The following is a 21,439-nucleotide window of genomic DNA, read 5'->3' on the forward strand; positions in this document are numbered from 1 at the left end:
TAGGAGAATACTTCTTCGCCAACGCTATTAAAGATTTGAAGTGTTGCTTTTTCTTTAGTAAGTAAATGCTGTTCTTCTTCTGTTAATGTGAACGAATCCGTAGATACAGAAGGGTGCGTTTTCTGGATTGTTTTTAGTAATTCATTGCTTTTTAACATACTGCCATAAATAACAAGCACATTCTTGTCTTCTAATTCAATTTCCCAATACGTAAATGTATAAGGGCTTTCTATGTGATTCTGTATATATGAGAATAAAGATGCCTTCGTATAAGATGTCGGTACGTCATTAGGTGTATTAAAGTGATAGAGAACTTTTCCGTTTTCCTCTACAACTTGAATCCAATCATTTTTCTCTTTCATTAAGTCTTTTACTTCAGTTTTTAACGAAATATCGCCATCTTCTGAAGAGATATATCTTGCAATCATAAAATTATCAGCATCTGGAATATTCGGTTCATATGAAGTACTCGTAACAAGAAAAATTAAATAAGTGAAAGCAGCTACTACAGCAATTAGTAATGTAACTAAAACAAATACGTGTTGCAGAATAAACTGGATAATAAGTCGTTTATTAAAGTTCATATCGTCACCCTACTTTGTAATGAACTTATAGCCAAGTCCGCGAACGGTTTTTATATATTCTGGTTTACTTGGGTCTTGTTCAATTTTTTCACGTAGTTTTCGAATGTGAACCATAACGGTATTGTCATCGCCATTGTAGGCTGGTGCTCCCCAAACTTTTTCGTATATTTCTTCTTTCGAAAATACGTAGTTCGGATTCTCGCAAAAGAAGAGTAATAGCTGAAATAGCTGAGCAGAACATTCGACAACATGTCCATTCACTGTCAGTTCTGCGGAATCGCGATCAATTGCAAATCTACCAAATGAACTAGAGTGTGCTTTTTGTTCATGTGTCATTACCTGCTTCATATGCCTTCGGAGTTGTGCTTTCATACGAGCTACTACTTCAAGTGGATTAAATGGCTTCGTAATATAATCATCTGCACCGTGTGCAAATCCAGATATTTTATCTAAATCAGATGCTTTAGCTGTGAGGAAGAAGATAGGGCAATCTGTTTTCTGTCGAATGATGGGACAAATATCAAAACCAGATTGTCCAGGAAGCATGACATCTAAAATAATTAAGTCGTAATCGTTTTGCTGCGTGAGAGATAAAGCTATTTCAGCTGATGTTGCAGTTGTAATATGAGAAAAACCTTCTTTTTCAAGAATGGTAGTTAGTAATTGTAAAATTGCTGTTTCATCATCAACGAGCAAAATATTTGCTTCATACATAAAAATCCCTCCTAATTTCCTCGAATATCATATCATCTTTCGGTAACTTATGGAATTTTTAAGGAAATTTTAAGGTTTTCTTTCTCAAAAAATTAAGAATCAAATGATATGATAAAAGTAACATAGGGGAGGAGATGAGTGTGAATCCGTTTCAAACGATGCGAGCTAGATATTTTTTAATTGTATTTGCACTATTAACTGTAGTTGCAAGAGCCAGTAATGAATTGATAGAAAATACATTTCATATGCAAAATTCTACTTTTATAAATATTCTTATATTCTATATCCTGCCGATTACGTGGATTTATTTTGCGTATAAAAAACACCGTGTTGCATTTTCATTATTTATTAATAGAAATGAAACATTTAACCTGGTGCAAGTTTTATACATTACGATCATGTTATGCGTGTTTAGTTATGGATATCTTATTTTGTACATGTATAGCTTTGCATGGATTACACCGACATTTATTATGAACGCATTACGCGAACCGATTATGGATAGCACTGGGGGATATGTTTATCAAGTTATTATGGTCGTATTCATCGCACCAATTATTGGGGAATTTGTTTTTCGCGGATTTTTACTGCAACGCTTCGCAGCAAAATGGGGAACGAGTATAGCGATCATTGTTGTAGCAATATTGTTTGCATTGTTACACGTTGATTTCCTAGGTGCAATTGTATTTAGCGTTGTACTATCAATCGTATATATTCGTACGAATAGTTTACTCATGCCAATTGCTATTCACATGTTAAACAATGCATTTGTAATCGGTGCTTCTTTTTTAATAAATAAAGAAGAGATAATGAGTTTTGCAGATTTCTCAAATTATACGACGTTCTTTCCAGGACTTATTATTTTTATAACAGGATTAAACTTAGTACTCATCTTTTTATTTGTTAACCGCAAATATTGGAGTAAAGAAATGCCTGCTATATATGTAGAGCAGGAAAAAAGCTTTTCAGACGTCGTGGGGAGTAAATGAGATGAAGAAGACGATTGGAAAAATATTGAAAGATATTATAGATGCTACGTCTATTACAGATATGTGTGATAAAAGCGTTTGTCATTGGTTTCAACCTGTAGTAGATACGATTGTGTTTCCGGAGTATTATTTGTTCTCTAGTAATCATTTAAAAGAAAATATTATTTCTCTTCTTATTGTGCTAGGAGTTTTACTAATATTTGGTCTAATAGTAGAAGAAATGATGAAGCGCATCTTCAGAAAAAATGAAGAGAAGTATATGTGGGGTCATAAAATATTCGAGAAAGTAATAGTGGCTTTCCTTTTGTTTTATAGTATGAAAACAATCATTTACTTTATAGCTTTGAAGCATCATTCATTCTAAATTTGAAAGGGATGTATAAAATTATATGAATGAAACAATATCATCAAATAAGTTTTTTTATTTGATTGTGCTTAGTATTGTGCTAATAACGACAGTCAACGTTATTCTTCGCTGGGAGGAAGCTTATTTCTTTATGTATTTAGCACTTCATTTGCTAGGGATTTTATGTATTAGTGGCGGCGTAGTTGCTGAAAAAAAGAGTGAAGAAAGCGTTAATTATATGTGTGTGACCGGTCTTATTTTACTTTTAGCTGTACAAGGTATTATGAAATATAGTTCTTTTTCTTTACAAGATTTTAGCTTATTAATGGATGTACTTCCTTAAAGAGGCACGTTATGTTATCTAAGAAGCAAATAGGATATGTACTAGTTTTAATTGGATTTTTTACGCTTATTGTAACGACTTTATTTTTTCAAGACTATGAATATATACGCTATATAAAAGCTGGGTTGTAAGTACGTTTCTTATCCCAGAGTATGAACCGAATAAAGTGTCAAAAGGTAGGTAAAACTCTTCTTTATGTAGAAGAGTTTTTTTATGTAAATAAAAGGATCTCGAGCAATTCGCGTAATAAGCTTGTTCTAATTTAGCATGTACGAACTTACAATAATAATAGACAGGCAGCATAGAGGAGGGAATAGCGTGAGGAAGGTTATCGGGTGGTCGCTTTTTTTGTACGTTGGGTTTGCGTTATTTATATATTGGTATTTATTTGGATGGAATCATGAACTAATTCCGGACATGTATAAAGGAACGAGTGCAGATCCAGAAACGTTTATGAATGCAAGAGAGCTTACGCTAAGCCAAGATTATTCGCGCGTGAAAAATTTACTGTATTTTTTAGCGACGCCTCTTGAATGGATTATTTTATTATTTGTACTTGTGCTCGGTATTTCAAAAAAGTTTGAGAAATGGTCGAAGGAAACGACGAAAATAAGTGTCCTGCAAGTTGCGATTTATTTCTTTTATTTATCATTACTTACAACAGTTCTTGCCTTGCCGATGCAATGGATTAGCCGAAAAGTTTCCGTTGATTACGGCATTTCAACGCAAAGTACACAAAGCTGGATAAAAGATCATGTTATCGGTTTTTGGGAAAGTTATGCAACTATGTTAATTGTAGTTACGGTTCTTCTCTGGCTTATCCGTAAATTCCCGAAGAGATGGTGGTTAGCAGGCTGGGCACTCTCTGTTCCGTTTACAATCTTTTTAACATTCATACAGCCTGTTGTGATTGATCCACTGTATAACGACTTCTCGACGCTGAAAAATAAAGAATTAGAAACGAAAATTTTAGCGATGGCAGACAAAGCTGATATTCCAGCAAAACATGTATATGAAGTAAATATGTCGGAAAAAACGAATGCGTTAAATGCATATGTAACAGGAATAGGACTTAACTCGCGCATTGTAATGTGGGATACAACGCTAAAGCAATTAAAAGATAAAGAGATTTTATTTATAATGGCTCATGAAATGGGGCATTATGTTATGAAACATATATATTGGGGCGTTGCGAGTTATGTGTTGCTATCGTTTATAGGGATGTACCTCATTAGTCGTATTATCAATATGTGTATTCGAAAATGGGGGGATACGCTGCAAATTTCAAAAGCAGCATGTTTCTCAATTTTACCTTTATTTTTCTTAATTTCTTCTGTCCTCTCTTTTGTATCACAGCCAGCAACAAACTATGTTTCTCGTATAGAAGAACGAGCAGCAGATCAATATGCTTTAGACATGACGAAGGACGGGAAATCTGGTGTAAAAACGTTTCAATATTTATCAAAAACGAGTTTAAGCCAAGTAAATCCTCCTGCGTTAGTGAAGTTTTTCTTATACACACATCCACCAATTTTCGAAAGAATTCATACGTTTGAACAATATGAAAAGGAAAAGAAGCGGTAGTGTACTGCTTCTTTTTTTATGCGTTATTCGAGTTTTGGAAAATTATAGTGTATAATATATGGAATATTCAGTGAAATGTTTAGGAGGTTAATATTTTGTTTCATTCAAAATCAATGCCGGCTATAAAAATGATCCTTTCGATGTCTATTTTCGGATCAATTGGATTTTTCTCTGTTCAAACAGGTTTACCGTCTTTTGAATTAGTATTCGTTCGTTGTATTTGTGCGACTATATTTTTAGCATTATGTTGGCTCGTAACAGGACAATATAAAAGTGAGCAATGGAATAAAAAAGAAATCATGCAAATATTAGCATGCGGTGTATTTCTCGTTTTTAACTGGGTATTTCTATTTAAAGCATTTGAAGTTATGTCGATTACAATTGCGATTTCAGTTTATCATCTAGCACCCATTATCGTATTAATGATTGGTAGTATCGTATTTAAAGAGAGACTTACAATGTTTGCTGTTTTGTCCATTGTCATTTGTTTTATCGGTACAGTGTTAGTGGCTGGAGTAGATGGAAGTCTATCACTTGAAAAACTGATGTCATCTGGCATGGTATGGGCACTACTTGCGGCACTATTTTATGCTTTTACTACTTTACTAGGAAAAGGAATTCAGCATACGAGCGCATATGCGATGACATTTTTACAAACATTTTTAGGTATATTTTTATTGCTACCATTCGTAGACTTTGGCAAGTTTCAAGGGTTAACAGAGATGAATTGGATGATGATTACAGCGACAGGTCTTATACATACTGGATTTGTATATTACTTATTTTTTGACAGTTTAAGAGATTTATCTACTAGAATGATTTCTGTATTAGTATTTTTAGATCCTGCGGTTGCAATACTATTAGATACCGTCTTTACTGGGTTTAGACCGACTAGTATGCAAGTAGTAGGGATTATCCTTATATTTGTAGGAATGGCATTTACTTTTCGAAAAACGAAGGATGAGGAAATAGCAGTAAAAGAAAAATTGTATTCGTAATTGTAAATAATTAGGTTTAATTGCATTTGAAATTTTCAGATTTATTGTATAATATAATTTGCAGGGAAATAAAGGAAAAGGTAGATGAGAGGGATGAAAAAGCTAGTAAAGATCGCGACATCACTAACTTTAATGGGGGAATATTTGTAAGTGCAAATGGTGTGTCTGCAAATACAGATGTTATCCAAAAATCTAGTCCTAATATTATGATAAAGTTTGATGATGTAACAACAGATCATTGGGCATATGATGAAATTACAAATTTAGTATATCATCGCATTATGTATGGCTATGGAAATGGTAAGTTTGGGACAGAAGATCATATAACACGTGAACAAGCGGCGGCAGTATTGTACCGCGCACTTCATGTAAAAAGAAGTGCGACTATTGGAAATCCATATGGAGATATTAGTGCGAAATCAACCATGTTCCCTTACGAAATTTTACGCTTAACACAGCTTGGTATTTTTAAAGGAGACGAAAATGGGAATTTCCGTCCGAAAGATACATTGACTCGTGCAGAATTAGCACAAATTTTAACGAAAGCATATGAGTTGAAAACAAAGAGTCCACATACATTTACAGATATACCAGAAAATCATTGGGCAAGGGATGCAATTAGCGCATTGCAGTCTAATAAAGTAGCGGTAGGAACGGGAGATGGCAAGTTCCAGCCTGAAATGCTCGTTACACGTGGGCAATTTGCAAAGTTTTTACAACGATCAATTGATAATTCTCCAGGGAAAATGGAATAGATAAAGAGAAAGCTCATAATTTGTGGAAGAGGTATCTTTCGCTCATTATGAGCTTTTGTTAATAGAGAGGTTACTATTGTCGTATGTTGTAGTTAAGTCGATATAATTGCATTTTTTGTCTAGAAAATGAACTCTTAAAACGTGAAGGATTTCTTTAAAAAAAAGTAGAATATTTATATTATAGAAACACCTTTACATGAATACAGGAAAGAAAATTAGTTTGCGTACAATTCGGTATAAAAGTTGAAATTGAGAGCGAATTGGCTCTCCTTTAGTAGTGATTTTCACAATAATAGATTTTTTAAATGTAATATATTGCATAAATGGTGCAAAGGCAACATATGTAATATTGGAAAGGATTTCAGTCTATTATTTTCCGTTTTTTCAAATGGAGGTAAAGGGGAGAGGGCAATGAAGAAGAATATGTTACGTATAATGGCAACGGTAACTATTATGGGTGGTTTGTTTGTAAGTACGAATGTTCCAAACGTAAAAGCAGAAGAATATCCAGAAATGATTGTGTTTGATGATGTTCCAGTAAACTACTGGGCATATGACGATATAATGGATGTAGTATACAATAAAGTAATGTTAGGGTATGGAAATGGTAAGTTTGGTGTAGGTGATAATGTAACAAGAGAACAAGTAGCAGCAGTGCTGTATCGTACATTGAATTTGAAAAAGGAAGGACCTTTAAAAAATCCATACAAAGATATTTCTGAGAGAGCAACAATGTTTTTAGATGAAATTTTAGTATTAACAGAGCATGGTATTTTTAAAGGTGATGAAAAAGGGAACTTTAGACCGACTGCACCAGTAACACGCGCAGAAATGGCACAAATTCTTACGAATGCATTTACATTTGAGGTGAAGAAGAATCATACATTTAAAGATGTACCAAATAATCATTGGGCAAAAAATGCGATTAGTGCACTACAGTCTAATCATGTCATAGTAGGAACAGGGAATGGGAAATTTGAACCGAATAAAGTTGTAACACGTGAGCAATATGCAACGTTTTTAAATAAAGCTGTTTTTTATTTTCCAGTAAAAGATGAAGATTATGAATGAAAGTTAAAATATAAGGATGTTTAAGTTATATTAATATAATATATATCAAGAAAAAAGCGCGGGAATTCCACGCTTTTTTCTTATTTAAAATTATTTGTAATTATATCGATTTTCTATTCGTAATTTAGTTTTTCGAATTTAGTGGATAAGAAGAGATTGAATAAAGTGACTTTTTATTGTTTAAATATACGGTTTAGTAACTTTATTATTAATAAAGTGTAAATAAAAGTATGTGAAATATAGTTCATAAATTAGACAAAACTCACATGAAAATTATATTGTTACGCTTCCATTAATTCTTTATATTAGAAAAAAATATGTTTTTTAGGGAGAGAATACTTTGAAGAAAAAAGTTTTAAAAGTAGCAACAGCTTTAACAATTATGGGTGGAGTAGCATTTGGTGCTGAAGGGACAACAGCAAAAGCTGAACTAGCTGCAAAGCCACAACAAGCAAGTCAGGCATTCTTTAAAGATGTACCAGCAGGACATTGGTCTTATGAAGCAATTCAAACTTTAGCAGAACAAGAAATTATGCTTGGTTATGGAAATGGTGTGTTCGGTTTTGGACATAACGTAACACGTGAACAAGTAGCCGCTTTAATTTATCGCACAATGGATTTCAGTGAAGTATTCGAGGAAGGCGATATTCTTGAAAATCCATATAAAGATATTAATGAAAGATCAACAATGTTCTTAGAAGAAATTTTAGTATTAACAGAATTAGGTATCTTTAATGGTGATGGAACTGGAAACTTTAGACCGAAAGATACATTAACACGTGCAGAAATGGCACAAGTGCTTACAGTAGCATATGAGTTAGAAGTAAAAGAAACAAAAGGATTTAAAGATGTACCAAAAGGACATTGGGCAGAAAATGCGATTAATGCAGTAGGTTCAAATGGTATTTCAGTAGGAGATGGCAAGGGTAACTTTGCTCCAAACATGAAAGTAACACGTGAACAATATGCGCAATTCTTATTTAAAACAATTTTTGAATAAATAATAGAACAAGAAGCTGGTGTTGTATAACACCGGCTTCTTTTTTATGTGTAATACCAGTGGAAGAATACAGTTTTATAAAAAAACGATTAAATTTTCAAAAAAAACTTCCTTTTCTGAAGATTTGTTATATAATATAAAACATAAAATCAAATCTGTTATAAAACAGTTTAAGAAGGGGATGCTAATATGTCGACGCAAACTTCACGGGTTACACTCGTGGGAGAAATGTTACCAGCGTACAACGAAATATTGACACCTGAGGCGCTTAGTTTTTTGAAGGAACTACATGAAAATTTCAATGAGCGCCGCATAGAACTTTTACAAAAACGTGTGGAAAAACAACAGAAAATTGATGCAGGAGAGTTTCCGAAGTTTTTAGAAGAAACAAAGCACATACGTGAAGCGGATTGGACAATTGCTAAATTGCCAAAAGATTTAGAGGATCGCCGCGTAGAGATTACTGGTCCAGTAGATAGAAAGATGGTTATTAACGCTTTAAATTCAGGAGCACATCTTTTTATGGCGGATTTTGAAGATTCGAATTCACCAACTTGGGAAAATACAATTGAAGGTCAAATAAACTTACGAGATGCAGTAAAGGGAACGATTTCACATAAAAATGAAAACGGAAAAGAATATCGTTTAAATAGTAAAACAGCAGTATTAATTGTGCGTCCAAGAGGATGGCATTTAGAAGAAAAACATATGCAAGTTGACGGGAAGAATATGTCTGGTAGCTTAGTAGATTTTGGACTTTATTTTTTCCATAATGCGAAAGCTCTTTTAGCAAAAGGAAGCGGTCCATACTTTTACTTACCGAAAATGGAAAGCTATTTAGAAGCAAGGCTATGGAATGATGTTTTCGTATTTGCTCAAAAATATATCGGTATTCCAAACGGAACGATTAAAGCAACAGTATTATTGGAAACGATTCACGCTTCGTTTGAAATGGATGAAATTTTGTATGAGCTTAAAGATCATTCTGCTGGATTAAATTGCGGAAGATGGGATTATATTTTTAGTTTTTTAAAGGGTTTCCGTAATCATAATGAATTTTTACTTCCAGATAGAGCGCAAGTCACGATGACGGCGCCGTTTATGCGCGCGTATTCTTTGAAAGTCATTCAAACGTGTCACCGTCGTAATGCACCAGCTATTGGAGGAATGGCAGCACAAATTCCAATTAAAAACAATCCAGAAGCGAATGAAGCAGCTTTTGAAAAAGTGCGTGCGGATAAGGAGCGCGAAGCTTTAGACGGTCATGATGGGACTTGGGTTGCCCACCCGGGACTTGTACCAGTCGCGATGGAAGTATTTAATCACATTATGAAAACGCCGAATCAAATTTTTAGAAAACGTGAAGAAATACATGTTACAGAAAAGGATTTATTAGAAGTACCAGTGGGAACGATTACAGAAGAGGGTCTTCGTCTGAATATTAGCGTAGGTATTCAATATATTGCATCTTGGTTAAGCGGCCGGGGAGCAGCACCAATTTATAACTTAATGGAAGATGCAGCAACAGCAGAAATTTCTAGGGCACAAGTATGGCAATGGATTCGCCATGAAGGTGGAAAATTAAATGATGGCCGTAATATTACACTTGAATTAATGGAAGAGCTAAAAGAAGAAGAGTTGGCAAAAATAGAAAGAGAGATTGGTAAAGAAGCCTTTAAGAAAGGGAGATTCCAAGAGGCGACAACGTTATTTACAAATCTCGTTCGGAATGATGAATTCGTACCATTCTTAACATTACCGGGTTATGAAATTTTATAAAAATGAAAAGGGGATGGAACAAATGAAAAACGAAAGAATCGAGAAATTACAAGAGAGCTGGGAACTAGATACGCGTTGGAAAGGGATCACACGTCCATATTCGGCAGAAGATGTAATTCGCCTGCGCGGGTCAATTGATATTGAACATACGTTAGCGCGCCGCGGTGCTGAAAAGCTTTGGGCGTCGCTTCATACAGAAGATTATATTAACGCACTTGGTGCATTAACAGGAAACCAAGCGATGCAACAAGTAAAAGCTGGGTTAAAAGCAATTTATTTAAGTGGCTGGCAAGTAGCAGCAGATGCAAACCTTTCTGGACATATGTATCCAGACCAAAGTTTATATCCAGCGAACAGCGTACCTGCTGTAGTAAAACGAATTAATCAAACGCTTCAACGTGCGGATCAAATTCAGCATATGGAAGGAAGCGGTGATACAGATTATTTCGTGCCAATTGTAGCAGATGCAGAAGCTGGATTTGGCGGACAATTAAACGTATTTGAGCTGATGAAAGGTATGATTGAAGCAGGCGCATCAGGTGTGCACTTCGAAGATCAATTATCTTCAGAGAAAAAATGCGGTCATTTAGGCGGAAAAGTATTACTACCGACGCAAACAGCGGTACGTAATTTAATTTCGGCACGCCTTGCGGCAGACGTAATGGGAGTGCCGACAATTATCGTTGCAAGAACAGATGCGGATGCAGCAGATTTAATTACGAGCGATATCGATCCTGTTGATAAAGCGTTTATTACAGGAGAAAGAACACCAGAAGGATTTTACCGTACGAAAGCAGGTCTTGATCAAGCGATTGCACGTGGTTTAGCATACGCTCCTTACGCAGACCTCGTTTGGTGTGAAACATCTGAGCCAAATTTAGAAGATGCAAAACGATTTGCGGACGCAATTCATAAAGAGCATCCAGGGAAATTGCTTGCATACAACTGTTCACCTTCATTTAACTGGAAACAAAAACTAGATGAGAAAACAATTGCGAGCTTCCAAAAAGAAATCGCATCTTACGGTTATAAGTTCCAGTTCGTAACACTTGCTGGATTCCACTCATTAAACTACGGCATGTTCGAATTAGCACGCGGCTATAAAGAGCGCGGCATGGCAGCGTACTCTGAACTACAACAAGCGGAATTCGCAGCAGAAAAACACGGCTACTCTGCAACTCGCCATCAACGAGAAGTAGGAACAGGTTACTTTGATGAAGTAGCACAAGTGATTACAGGTGGTACTTCATCAACGACAGCATTAAAAGGATCTACAGAAGAAGCACAATTTACGAAATAAAAGGAAGGGGCCCCTTTTTGAAGGGTGCCCCTTATTATTTTTCGCACGATTCGAGAGTAAATGAAAATATATCAACGATTTTTCAAATATATCGACGATTCGACAAAAAATATCGACTTACCGACAAAAAAAGACAATATGATCAAATCCACTCAGCTCCATGATCACGAATAAACTTCATATCTTTTTCATAATGCTCTAAATGTCCTTCATCAATCATTCTTTGGAAATTCAAGTCGCCTTCTTGCGCTTTTCTTTTCATATACGTACATAACGCTTCTAGGCGTAGTAGTACCATTCCTAAGTAATCTTCGTCCATACTTTTCCCGTAGGACTGAACAAACAATTGCACTCTTTCTTTTATACGATCAGCATGTTGTGTTGATTCATAACGAATTGCCTCGCCTGATTCCGTATAATACACTCTACTTAAAGGCACACAAGTATAAAGCGTATAAGCGATATCCCAAATTCTTGGGCCAGGAGCAGCAACATCGAAATCAATAATACCTACTGGTTTCTCGTTATTAAATATAATGTTATATATGGCAAAATCATTGTGGCATAAAACCTCAATGTTATTTGGGGTATGGTCCATAGGTTTCCAATCATCTAATAACGGAAAGTCACTTACCGCATCATGATAAAGGCGAAGCATCTTTGCTATTTCTTTTAACACATCATTAGATCGCATATATTCTTTTAAAGGATAATTTCCAGCATCTCCTTCAATAAAAGATAAAGTCTCTCTATTTTTCTCATCTATACCTAAAAACTTTGGTGCGTAATGAAAACCTTTGTTTTCTAAATGCTGTAATAACTTATGAACTTTTGCACTGTCTGGCTTCAATTCTCGTCGAACAGTATTTTTAGAACGATATACGTTTGAGACGTTTCCCCCTGTAAGCTTTTCTTCTTTGGCGTAGTTTGACATGTGAAAATTCCCCCTGTGATTAAAAAATCCAATTCCAAATAGTGAATAGACCAACAATGGTAGAAAAGAGAAGGGAAGCAAGCAATGCTAGACAGCCAAAAGGAACTAGCTTATCTTGCCATGTTTCTTTATAATCATAAATTAGCTCCTCTGCTACTTTCATCTGCACGGAAGATAACGGTTGAGCTTTATACAAACCTTTTAAATGGTTAGAATCGCCTTTAAACTTTAAAGCACGTGCAATATGATGAGGATTATTTCCCATTGATTTTTCAAATAATAAACATGATTCATGCATAATATCTGTTTTATGCTTCTCTAGATACCAGTAACGTCCAGCCATTTCTGGATATTGTAATTTATAATAAATATCTCCGAGTTGTTTTCGAAGATGTAATTCATTTGGGTATGTAAAGATGAGGCCATGCAATCTATCTCTTGCTTTTCCAAGATTATTCTTTTCAATATCCTCTTCAATTCTTTTTAATGTTTTTCTAGGGATTTTATTGGTCATAAACTCCTCCTTATTTTGGATAGAGATAATTATATTTTATAAGAAATACTAAAAATTAGAAATTCTATTTTCAAAAAAGATTGTACATTTTATTTTAAGTATGCTATGATAGTGTCAGTTGAATAGTTAAATTAAGCAATCCATATATTATCAAGTGCTGAAAACGAACGAGAAAAAGTATGTGAGAACTAGTTTATGTTTCGTATTTGATAATGTGTGGATTCTTTTTTTAGATAGGAAAACTAAAAATTTAAAAAAATGTATTTTCTTAGGAGGAAATAATCATGGCAGTAACAGGACAAGTAAAATGGTTTAACAACGAAAAAGGCTTCGGTTTCATCGAAGTTCCAGGCGAAAACGACGTATTCGTACACTTCTCTGCAATCGAAACTGAAGGTTTCAAATCTCTAGAAGAAGGTCAAAAAGTTAGCTTCGAAATCGAAGAAGGTAACCGTGGACCTCAAGCTAAAAACGTAATCAAACTATAATTTTATAGTTTATTATGGAAAAAGGATGGCAGCTGCCATCCTTTTTTTGTTGTGGAGAAAGTCTTTCCATCTTAAAATTCGGCGGGAGACCAACTCCCTGTTAACGCCCAATTGTTGAGGGCTGATTAAAGTTTCACTTTATAAATAAGAAAGTATTAAGTTTATTTGTTCTTAATTTTTTCTTTACAATTCATTTTTTATCCCGCGTTAACGGGCAGTAAGACCCCCACCTCAAAATTCAGTGGAAGCAAAGAAGTTAGGTGGGGGATCAACTGTCCGTAAAAGTCCGATTGGTTCAACTAATAATCAGTGGGGGATGAACAAAACCCCCACTGATTAAAGGTTCACTTTATTTGTTGTTCTGTCTACATCTGAAATGGGTAAATCTGCGCCATATAGGCTTTGAGTAACATCTTTTTTGTTAGCATTGTTGTTGTTAGAAGTTTGTTCGTCTTGAGATGATGTTTCTAACATTTGTTCTTGCTCCTTACTAGGGGTATTCAGAGCATCTGATGGGACGCTATTAATCTGTTGGCTTAATAGACTTTTTTTCTCCATATTATACAGCTCCTTTTTGGAATTAGATAAAAAACTAATGTAATCACTTACATATTTTGTGTTTTGACATGGAATTCTATACAAAACTTATATTGCAGATTTAACGAGTTAAAAAGTTGCTAGTGATGTATAAAGTTGAAGTTCTTAATAAAAAATAAAAACGGGTAACACGTGCAAGTATTTTTAATGTAGTCGATAATTTTTTATCATATTTTTACTATGTAATAATATTAAAATGAAGGGGTATAGGGACACTTGGAAGAAAATATGAAGAAGAGTAAAAGGCTTTCCGAAATGGAAAGCCTTTTACTTTTCTTTTTCAACCTTTTTCTTCTCTCGTTTTTTACATTCAGAGCATTTCGATTTACGAAAAGGCCTTGCAAAGAATAAGAGAATGAAAAATAGCCCAAATATAATACTAGCTGAGTTTTTCACAATCACAATACTACTATTTTTCATTTGAATTGTTGGCTGGCTTTCTTTTTCTTCCATAGTGGACCTCCATATAGTGGATTTTTATTTTTATTATAGCAAAGTTAATTGTCTTAATGATGCGAAATGAGGAAGTAGTTGTAAATATTTATAGGTAGTATAAATAGATTTTGTATAGGTTTATTTTTGTAAAAACAATATATTTTTATTTTATAATTTAAAAGGTATTTGACAAATAATAAAGTATTGTAAAAAAGCGGAATCTGTAAGCCATTTCCTTTTCATAGATGCTAAAATTATACATGCAGCTGCTAATATAAATAGAAAAAAGGAGATAGTGGAATATGGAAAGTAAAGTAGAACGCTACGTCGAAAACTATGTTGTAAATAAAAATACAATGGCCTTACTTCCTGTAATTCTCAGTGAAAAGAAAATTGTTACGCGAGTTGTTGAGGTGCAAGACTCTTTTTTCGTATTTCAAAAACCTCTAGATATTATAGAAAGAAGTTGTCGCAAGCATGGTTCTAGTTTCTTAGGCAGAAAAGAAGGAACGAAAGAGTTAACTCATATTACACATAAAGCACCAATTGCAATTAGTCCGACCGATCAACTTTATTTTTTCCCTACCTATTCGTATTCTAGAAAAGAGTGCGCGTGGTTATCTCATTTTTATATTGAAAGCAATAAAGAATTAAAAGATGGAAACCTTATTATTAGATTTATAAATGGCTTTGCGGTGAAGTTAGAGATATCGAAAACTAGTTTTGAAAATCAACAAAATCGTACTGCGAAATTGCGGACGGAGTATGAAGATCGTAGGAAAAAACAAGGGAATCCTTGTTTTAAAGAGGTTGATCAAAGGGATGAATCAACATTAAAACCAGCTTATGAGAAAGTGTATTTTGTTAGAGAAGAGGATCTGTAAAAAGGGATTTTAGAAGTAGTTCAAAATATAGTATGGGGTCTTTTAATATATGCGTCTTTCCGAAAAAAGTATTTCGGAAAGACGCATATATTTTTCGGGAGAATATATATTTTTTTATAATATAATATTAAAAGAGATTATGTCGATTTCAAATTATAGAATTAAAAAATAGAAAGTGGGTATTAATTATGAAAAAAGTTAATTATAATTTATATTTCAAGTATATGACTTCTAGCTTTGTTGTATTAGTAGTGGCGCTGCCTACACTGCGTAATATGTTATGGCCATAAACAAATGCAGTTCTGAAAAGGAGTTATATTGATAACTCCTTTTTTTGTTGTATACTCGGCAAGATTTCTTATTCTGGGAGGGTTTTGATGAAAAATATCCATAGTTATAAAAAAGAAATAAATTTTATACTTATTTCTTTTTTATTAGTAGTTTATTTTTCGACTATTATTGTTAAATATCCAATGCTGGGAATTGAAGTAGAGAAGATAGATGGAAATTATCAAATAGTAGATTTGGATGATGATAAATGGGCTGTAAAACAAGGAATTAAGAGGGGAGATATTATAAAGAATTTAGATAGAGAACCCCCGGAATTCAATTCATCTGTAAACATGTTTTCTAGAGTGGAAAAGGTACAAACTATTCATGTTCAACAAGGTGAAACTGAAAGGAAATATAATGTAATGTATGAAAAGGGTGATAAACAATTTACATATCATTTGTTTATGCCGTTGTTATATTACTTAATATTTATTAGTAGTTGTCTATTTATAATAATTTATAACGGTAGAAAAAATAATGATTGGTCTAACTACTTGTTGCAATTCCTTACATTGTTTAGCCTGACATATATTAGCTCAATTGCCTATGGGAGAATGGATGTATTAGGTATGATTGTTATGTCAAGTAGCTTCAATTACTCCCTAGTGTTATTCCTATTATTTTTAAATGCGTATTTTAACAATAGGAATAAGAGGATTATCAATGCTAAAACCCTTAATTTTCTGCAAAAAACTGTAATTATTCTATTAATATCAACGAATGCACTGCGATTTTTTTATAATAGATTAGGTTCATTAATAAACGGAATTACCTTTTTAATATTGTTATTTACTATAATGTTTCTCTTAGTGCGCTTTATTTTTCGGAATAAACAAAATGTAAAATTGGAGTTTATTAAAGCTATTATTATTAGTTTTTTGATTTCTTTAATACCGTTTATATTCTTTTTTGTTATTCCCAGCTTATTTTTAGGGAAAGAATTAATAGAATTTGAAATATCTATAATATTTTTCTTATTCATTCCAACTTATTTTTTTTATTTATTGATTTCAAGGGATTTATTTGATGTGAATTTTATCATTAGTAGATTTAAATATTACTTATTTATATCATTGATTGTTTCAGGATTAATATTGATAATGGAAATAATTGTTTTTGATAAGAAGTTTGAGTTGGAAAATGTATTAGATTTTATTCAAGTAAATATTGTTACTTTTATTTTTATTATTGTGAGTTATTATTTTAAAGACTATTTAGATTTTAAGTTTCGTAAGGTCTTATATGACCATAAGAAAATTTATTCAAATAGTTTAAATAGATTTCTTCATCAAATGAAAAGTGAGTACAAACAATCTGATTTAATAAAAGTAATTAAACGAGAGTTTATAGACGTATTAGCGATAAAGGAAATAATTTTTCTACAAATTAATAATGCCAACCAAGAAATAGAACCTATTGAGGGAAAAGTGTCGCTAAATTATGAGGTATTAAAAAAAGTAAAGTGGTGCGAATTCACAGTAGGATCCGTGATATGGATAGAAGGATATTTTATCGTTGTGGTTTCAGATTTAAATGCAAGTAAAGTAGTATTAATTTGTGATAGAGAGAGTTTAAGTATTGACGAGATTTTATGGTTGGAAACAATTTCAAATTATATCCATTTGCAATTTGAAGCTGCCAAAAATTTAGAAGATTTTATGGATGAAATATCTCGTGAAAATTCAGAAAAAGAGTATGTCAATCGATTTGCTCGTTTATCTGTAATGATAAGTGAAAAGGAGCGAGGGGATTTGTCTCGGGATATTCACGATGGCGTTTTACAAGATCAGTTACGTTTGTATCGAAAAATGGAAGGATATAAAGAATTATTTGTAGATGAAAAAGTAGTAGAAGTATTAGATGAAATCAAAGAGGAATTAATGGATCAAATATATATTGTTCGAGAAACATGCAACAATTTAAGACCTCCATTTCTAAAGGAGTTAGGTTTGCAACAATCACTTCAGCGATTGTTTAAAAAGATAAGTTTCGAGGCGAATTTTCATTTGAATTATGACATTCAAGAAAAGTTTAATATGAGAAATTTAGAGTATGAAAATGCTATATATAGAATTATACAAGAGTTGTTAAATAACGCATTAAAGCATTCGCAAGCTTCTGTTGTATATCTATATGTGTTCGAGGAAGCGGAATCGATTTATCTTGTATATAAAGATGACGGTATCGGAATGAAAATAAGTGCAATAACTGAATCCTATACAACCATGGGAATATCAGGGGTTGTTACTAGGGTAAAAAGCTTAAATGGGGAAATAAAAATAAACTCGAATATAGGTCAAGGATTAGAGATAGATATTAAATTTAATTAAAGACTATATGTGATGTGCAAAAAATTGTTAATAGGAGGATGGAAATGATAGAGGTTCTTATTATAGATGACCATATGGCTGTTGGAATGGGAACAAAGGCACTCATAGAAACAGAAGATATTTGTGCAGATGTTTTGTTTGACAGTGCTGAATATTTAAGTTGTATTACTAAAAAAAAATATGATGTTTATTTAGTGGATTTATTTATGCCTAATTTAAATGGGTTGGAAGTTACAAAGGGGATTTTAAAGCATGATCCGGATGCTGCTATAATAATTTATACAGGTTTTGACATAGAGCCGCATTTTAATCTACTTCTAGAAAATAATATTTCTGGAATTATCAGTAAAACTGCGTCTAAAGAACAGATGATAACTACGATTCGTTGTGCTAAACGAAAAGAAGTGGTTATTCCATTAGGCTTATTTAGGCAATTGCGAATTCAGCAGTTTTCAGCAAAATCAGTGTTACAATCTGAAAAAATAAATGAAATTCCTATTACTTTAACTCAAAGAGAGCGAGAAGTTTTAATTTTTGTACAGCAAGGAATGACTAATAAAAATATTGCAGTAACATTGAATTTAAGCCAACGCTCTATAGAATATACGTTAACGGAGCTATTTAATAAGTTAAGAGTATCTTCTAGGGTAGAGGCTGTAGAAAAAGCAAAGTCTCTGGGGATATTATCTAAAATTAATTTGTGATATATGTAATAAAAGATCAAAAATTTAGTTTGTTGAAATAACCTTCAATCACTTCTTTTTCTTGTTTTCCTACAAGTTTACTTTTTCATTCCCTTTATTATGATGTAGAAAAGTAAATTTGTATTTTTCCGAAACTTGTATTTCGGAAAAATACAATAAACTCTTCGTATGAAACTTACATTGTTTTTAATATAGTTATGTATAGAAACCAAGATGAAGTAACTTGGTAAATATTAAAAACGACGTTATGTCAGTTTAATAGGGGGAAATTGTGATGAAAAAGAAACTATTTAAAGGTACAGCGTTAATGCTCTCAGCTGCAATTTTAGGTGGAAGTCTAGCAAATACAACTTCTGTAAGTGCGGCAGAAATTAATCCACCAACTTATTCATTAGAAGAGAAGGCTGAAATGGACAAAGCATTTAAGGTGTTAAGTGTTATTGAATCAATTCCTGATAGTGTATTAGCAGAAGGTAGTGATTCTGTAAATCAGTGGATGGCGGAAAATAATTATGATGGCTTATTCCAAGTTATGGATGCTATTGAGAATGATGAAGCTGTAGCATATGGGGTGGCAGGTTGTGTTTCAGCTGTCGGGTTTGCATTAGTTTCTAATGTATTCTCAATTACTAAGCTTACAAAAATTAAAAGTGCATTACAAGCACTAGGTGGGGCAAAAACATTTGTGAATAAATTGATTCCAGCATATAATGCAGCTAGAGCTAGTAGACAAAGTAAAAAAGCAGCCGCAACTTCTGCAGTGAAAAAAGCAGCAAGTGCAGCAGGACCAGAAGCTAAACAAGCGTTGCTAGATTTCTTTGCTTTAGGAAGTATTTATTCTGCTTGTTTTGAATAATGATATAGGAGTGAAATATGACTATCATCAGTACGATTTTCTTCTTTAGTTTTTCAGTGTTTTTTGTAATTCGTTACTTAAAATTAAAAAAGATATACGATTTATTAATGATATTTGTAGGTTTGTATGCAGGGCTTATAAATATGAAATTAATGAGTTTAAGTACAACGGTATCATATGTTTTAGATACCATAGTTATTGTTCTAGTGATTATTTCTGTAATTCTTTTTCTTAAGGATAAAAAGAATTATTAAATTTTATTATTAAGATTATATTGAAGTTCAAAAAGAGTTTGACCCAAAAGTAGCTGAATAGCTACTCGGGTCAAACTCTTTTTTATTTATAGGGTGTATTGTTGATATAAAATAGCATTATGCACAGCAAATTTATTTTTGAAAAATACTGATTGTCACTATGTATATCATTCCTTTCTAAATATTGTCGAATATTGATAGATTATCATAGCATAATAATGAAGGAATTCTCATGAAAGATATGGAAACTTAATAATTACATCTCCATATGTCGTATCTACCATTTCCTCTTTCATATAGGCAATGATACAGTAGAGGTAGTACTTAGAGTAAAGGGGTAAAGTGTAGAATGGATTTTCAGACAATCAAAGAGTATTTTTCACCAGAAAATATGGATCATATTGTTGAAAGCTATAAAGCGTTCGGACCACTTCTTGGTATTGGGCTACCGATGATAGAGGCGCTAATCCCAGCATTGCCACTTATCGTATTTGTACTGGCGAATGCTGTTGCATTTGGATTTTGGCTCGGTTTTCTTTATTCTTGGCTTGGATCAGTAATGGGTGCCTTACTTGTTTTTTTCATAATCCGCCATTTTGGCCGAAGTCGTTTCTTTTCTTTTGTGAATAAGCATGAGAAAGTACGAAAGGCAATGGGATGGATTGAAAGGAAAGGGTTCGCGCCGATTTTCGTCATCTTTTGTTTTCCGTTTACACCGTCTGCGCTTATAAATGTTGTCGCTGGTCTATCACGCATTAGTGTAAAACAGTTTGGTCTTGCGCTCGCGTTCGGAAAGCTTGTGATGATTTTTATTTTAACGTATATTGGTCATGATTTAATGTCATTTATTCATAATCCGGTGAAATCAGTCATTGTAGCGATTGGTATTTTTATTTTATGGTATGTCGGCAAGAAAATTGAAGTAAAGTTAGAACTGCATTAAGAATAGTCTTCTTTGTAAAGGAAAGCTTCATTATTAAAGGATAAGGGGAGAAGTGGATGAAGAAAACTTTGAAAAAAGAAGGCATAGAGTGGATACGAACAATTTTAATTGGTGTATTATTAGCTGTATTTTTTCGAACGTTTTTCTTTTCAACGTATGTTGTAGAGGGGAAGTCAATGATGCCGACATTGCAAGATGGCAATATGCTCGTTGTAAATAAGGTGAGTTATCAAGTGGGGGACTTGAATAGGTTTGATGTTGTTGTATTTCATGCGAACAAAAAAGAGGACTACGTAAAACGAATTATCGGTTTACCTGGGGATCATATTGAATATAAGCATGATAAACTATATATAAACGGACAATTCGTGGATGAACCTTATCTAGAGAAATATAAGAAAGAGATAAATGGACGACAACTAACAGGTGACTTTACGCTAGAAGAGTTAACGAAGGAAAAAACGGTGCCACCTGGATATATTTTTGTAGTAGGTGATAACCGCCTTGGGAGCTGGGATAGTAGACATTTTGGTTTTGTAAAAGCTGATACAGTTGTCGGTAAAGTTGATTTACGATATTGGCCAATTCAAGAGGTGCAAACGAATTTTTCAAAAGGTTGATATAATAGGTAGAAGTATAGAAAAAGACAAACTACTCCGTTTGTCTTTTTTCGTGTCCTATAATACAATTATAGTAGCAAACTA

At 33.3% G+C, this 21,439-nt stretch carries 22 protein-coding genes and 2 pseudogenes; 18 read left to right on the top strand and 6 right to left on the bottom strand.

The annotated features are described in order from the left end of the window. Both MR083_RS18610 and MR083_RS18615 read right to left on the bottom strand, forming a co-directional pair. Window positions 1-584, bottom strand: a pseudogene (locus MR083_RS18610) (sensor histidine kinase); the annotation flags it as partial. A gap of 9 nt (window positions 585-593) precedes the next feature. After that, the gene (locus MR083_RS18615; protein WP_000272685.1) at window positions 594-1,298 is read right to left on the bottom strand and encodes a response regulator transcription factor; all 705 of its coding nucleotides are present in this window, start codon (window positions 1,296-1,298) and stop codon (window positions 594-596) included. A gap of 134 nt (window positions 1,299-1,432) precedes the next feature. Here MR083_RS18615 and MR083_RS18620 point away from each other — a divergent pair, with 134 nt between their 5' ends. The 11 genes and pseudogenes from MR083_RS18620 (at window position 1,433) to aceA (ending at window position 11,463) form a co-directional block, all read left to right on the top strand. Continuing rightward, window positions 1,433-2,287 (top strand): CPBP family intramembrane glutamic endopeptidase, encoded by an 855-nt coding sequence (locus MR083_RS18620; protein ID WP_000115762.1) that lies wholly within the window; start codon window positions 1,433-1,435, stop codon window positions 2,285-2,287. Window position 2,288: 1 nt separating this feature from the next. After that, window positions 2,289-2,651 carry a hypothetical protein gene (locus MR083_RS18625; RefSeq protein WP_242269697.1) on the top strand — a complete coding sequence of 121 codons (363 nt, stop codon included), beginning with the start codon at window positions 2,289-2,291 and terminating at the stop codon, window positions 2,649-2,651. Between the two features lie 25 nt (window positions 2,652-2,676). Beyond that, window positions 2,677-2,976, top strand: coding sequence for a hypothetical protein (locus MR083_RS18630; RefSeq protein WP_001006054.1), 300 nt, complete (start codon window positions 2,677-2,679; stop codon window positions 2,974-2,976). Window positions 2,977-2,987: 11 nt separating this feature from the next. After that, the gene (locus MR083_RS18635) at window positions 2,988-3,107 is read left to right on the top strand and encodes a Trifolitoxin immunity domain protein (RefSeq protein WP_162531936.1); all 120 of its coding nucleotides are present in this window, start codon (window positions 2,988-2,990) and stop codon (window positions 3,105-3,107) included. Window positions 3,108-3,294: 187 nt separating this feature from the next. Further along, window positions 3,295-4,560, top strand: a complete 1,266-nt coding sequence (locus tag MR083_RS18640) for a M48 family metallopeptidase (RefSeq protein ID WP_242269698.1) — start codon at window positions 3,295-3,297, stop codon at window positions 4,558-4,560. Window positions 4,561-4,655: 95 nt separating this feature from the next. Beyond that, on the top strand, window positions 4,656-5,558 hold the full coding sequence (locus tag MR083_RS18645; protein WP_000469089.1) for a DMT family transporter: 903 nt from the start codon (window positions 4,656-4,658) through the stop codon (window positions 5,556-5,558). Window positions 5,559-5,642: 84 nt separating this feature from the next. Continuing rightward, window positions 5,643-6,313: pseudogene (locus MR083_RS18650) on the top strand (S-layer homology domain-containing protein). A gap of 411 nt (window positions 6,314-6,724) precedes the next feature. Continuing rightward, entirely contained in the window at window positions 6,725-7,384 is a 660-nt protein-coding gene (locus MR083_RS18655; RefSeq protein WP_014893225.1) for an S-layer homology domain-containing protein, read from the top strand. A gap of 340 nt (window positions 7,385-7,724) precedes the next feature. Continuing rightward, window positions 7,725-8,384, top strand: a complete 660-nt coding sequence (locus tag MR083_RS18660; protein WP_000731024.1) for an S-layer homology domain-containing protein — start codon at window positions 7,725-7,727, stop codon at window positions 8,382-8,384. A gap of 189 nt (window positions 8,385-8,573) precedes the next feature. Further along, window positions 8,574-10,163 carry a malate synthase A gene (gene aceB, locus MR083_RS18665; protein ID WP_242269699.1) on the top strand — a complete coding sequence of 530 codons (1,590 nt, stop codon included), beginning with the start codon at window positions 8,574-8,576 and terminating at the stop codon, window positions 10,161-10,163. Window positions 10,164-10,185: 22 nt separating this feature from the next. Continuing rightward, window positions 10,186-11,463, top strand: a complete 1,278-nt coding sequence (gene aceA / locus MR083_RS18670; RefSeq protein ID WP_000787354.1) for an isocitrate lyase — start codon at window positions 10,186-10,188, stop codon at window positions 11,461-11,463. Between the two features lie 142 nt (window positions 11,464-11,605). Here the strand turns inward: aceA and MR083_RS18675 are convergent, their stop codons facing one another. Continuing rightward, complete coding sequence (locus tag MR083_RS18675; RefSeq protein WP_000073781.1) at window positions 11,606-12,397, bottom strand: phosphotransferase; 792 nt, start codon at window positions 12,395-12,397, stop codon at window positions 11,606-11,608. A gap of 19 nt (window positions 12,398-12,416) precedes the next feature. Next, complete coding sequence (locus MR083_RS18680; protein ID WP_000182387.1) at window positions 12,417-12,911, bottom strand: DUF6584 family protein; 495 nt, start codon at window positions 12,909-12,911, stop codon at window positions 12,417-12,419. A 284-nt stretch (window positions 12,912-13,195) separates the two neighbouring features. Here MR083_RS18680 and cspA point away from each other — a divergent pair, with 284 nt between their 5' ends. Continuing rightward, complete coding sequence (gene cspA / locus MR083_RS18685; protein ID WP_000301522.1) at window positions 13,196-13,399, top strand: RNA chaperone/antiterminator CspA; 204 nt, start codon at window positions 13,196-13,198, stop codon at window positions 13,397-13,399. 336 nt (window positions 13,400-13,735) lie between these two features. Here cspA and MR083_RS18690 read toward each other — a convergent pair whose 3' ends face one another. Both MR083_RS18690 and MR083_RS18695 read right to left on the bottom strand, forming a co-directional pair. Further along, window positions 13,736-13,957, bottom strand: a complete 222-nt coding sequence (locus tag MR083_RS18690) for a hypothetical protein (protein ID WP_000412680.1) — start codon at window positions 13,955-13,957, stop codon at window positions 13,736-13,738. A 306-nt stretch (window positions 13,958-14,263) separates the two neighbouring features. Next, window positions 14,264-14,449, bottom strand: a complete 186-nt coding sequence (locus MR083_RS18695; protein WP_000391455.1) for a hypothetical protein — start codon at window positions 14,447-14,449, stop codon at window positions 14,264-14,266. A gap of 284 nt (window positions 14,450-14,733) precedes the next feature. Between MR083_RS18695 and MR083_RS18700 the strand changes: the two genes are divergently transcribed. The 6 genes from MR083_RS18700 (at window position 14,734) to lepB (ending at window position 21,355) form a co-directional block, all read left to right on the top strand. Beyond that, a complete protein-coding gene (locus MR083_RS18700; protein WP_242269700.1) occupies window positions 14,734-15,315 on the top strand; it encodes a competence protein ComK in 582 nt (193 codons plus the stop codon). A gap of 377 nt (window positions 15,316-15,692) precedes the next feature. Further along, window positions 15,693-17,978 carry a sensor histidine kinase gene (locus tag MR083_RS18705; protein ID WP_242269701.1) on the top strand — a complete coding sequence of 762 codons (2,286 nt, stop codon included), beginning with the start codon at window positions 15,693-15,695 and terminating at the stop codon, window positions 17,976-17,978. A gap of 44 nt (window positions 17,979-18,022) precedes the next feature. Beyond that, complete coding sequence (locus MR083_RS18710; RefSeq protein ID WP_042874587.1) at window positions 18,023-18,682, top strand: response regulator transcription factor; 660 nt, start codon at window positions 18,023-18,025, stop codon at window positions 18,680-18,682. Window positions 18,683-18,956: 274 nt separating this feature from the next. Continuing rightward, a complete protein-coding gene (locus MR083_RS18715) occupies window positions 18,957-19,538 on the top strand; it encodes a hypothetical protein (protein WP_242269702.1) in 582 nt (193 codons plus the stop codon). A gap of 603 nt (window positions 19,539-20,141) precedes the next feature. Further along, window positions 20,142-20,735: a TVP38/TMEM64 family protein gene (locus MR083_RS18720; RefSeq protein ID WP_000347516.1), complete on the top strand. Its 594-nt coding sequence runs from the start codon at window positions 20,142-20,144 to the stop codon at window positions 20,733-20,735. A 56-nt stretch (window positions 20,736-20,791) separates the two neighbouring features. After that, entirely contained in the window at window positions 20,792-21,355 is a 564-nt protein-coding gene (gene lepB / locus MR083_RS18725) for a signal peptidase I (protein WP_000751900.1), read from the top strand. The last annotated feature ends 84 nt before the right edge of the window (window positions 21,356-21,439 follow it).

Source organism: Bacillus cereus group sp. BfR-BA-01408 (assembly GCF_022663305.1).
In the GTDB taxonomy this organism is placed as follows: Bacteria; Bacillota; Bacilli; order Bacillales; family Bacillaceae_G; genus Bacillus_A; species Bacillus_A pacificus.